This is a genomic window from Streptomyces echinoruber (assembly GCF_014651135.1).
Classification (GTDB): domain Bacteria; phylum Actinomycetota; class Actinomycetes; order Streptomycetales; family Streptomycetaceae; genus Streptomyces; species Streptomyces echinoruber.
In genome coordinates, this window is sequence record NZ_BMWH01000091.1 from 1 (window position 1) to 1,104 (window position 1,104).

Here is a 1,104-nt window from a genome sequence, read left to right on the forward strand (position 1 = left end):
TCCTCGCCCTGACCACCTGGCTGTCCGGCGTGCTGCGCACGGTGGCCGCCGCGAACCGTGCCCTGCACCTGGTCACCCCCGCCCACTCCCGTCTCACCCTCCCCCTGCGGCAGGCGCTGGCGGGCGCACCCAACCGGTGGGTGGTCCAGGACCCGGAGGGCGGCTACTACGACGGCCTGTCCGGCGCCCGGCTCGCCTGGCGGGACGGTACGTTCTCCGCCGGCGCCGGCACGGTCGCCGATGCCTTCACCCGGCAGTCCGCGCCCACATCGGAACGCCAGCTCACCGTCTCCTTCCGCACGGTCCACGCCCCCGACGCCGACCTGACCCTCGGCCTCGGGCTGGAGGCGGCCTGGCGGCACCTGACGGGCGCGCCGCCCGCCGGCTGGGGCACCGCGGAGCCGGTCAACCTGCCCTGGTCACCTCGCCAGTTGACGGACCTGGCCCGGGACCGCTCCCCCGCGCCGACGCATCTCCTCGCGGTCGGCGATCCGGGCCGCCCGGCCCTCGCCACCCTCCGCGTCTCGCGTACGACGGCGGGTGTCGCGCAGGACGTCACACTCACGCTGGGATACGAGTCCGCCGGGGACGTTCCGCTGGACGCCCTCGAATCCCTCGCCGCCGCACTGGTCGACAAGCACGATCTGGCGACGATGCTCACCACCCTGCGCGCGGCCCGCGCCGACCTGACCCTGCCGCCATGCCTGGAGGCCCCGCCGATCCCGGTCTCCTTCACACTCGGCGCCCGGGACGTGCGAAGGACCGGCCTCGATCACGCCCGTCGGCCGCCCCTCGCCCTGCGCCCCCGGCGGCTCGGCCCGCACACGCACCCGGCCCTGCACTACCCGCTGGGCGACGGAACCGACGCCGACGCGTGGGCGACGCTGCAAAAACTCACGGCTCACCTCAAGACCGGTGAGGGCATGCCGACTCGCGGCGGGTAGCCGGCCCGCCCGGTCAGGGCTCCTCCTCCGGCATCCCCATCTCCTTCGCGCTGTACCGCGGAAGGCCGGCGGTGTCGAGCGTCCAGGTGCCCAGCTCCGTGCCGATCGTGACCGCCTCCCCGTACGGCCGGTGCAGACGGTTCTCGTAGGCGGGCCGCCC

1 protein-coding gene is annotated in these 1,104 nt (G+C 75.2%); it reads left to right on the top strand.

Annotation, left to right across the window (positions count from 1 at the left end; all coding sequences use genetic code 11):
• Window positions 1-944, top strand: a 944-nt coding sequence (locus tag IE225_RS32670) for a DUF6177 family protein (protein ID WP_229880218.1), incomplete at its 5' end; no start/stop codon positions are given.
• Between the last annotated feature and the right edge of the window lie 160 nt (window positions 945-1,104).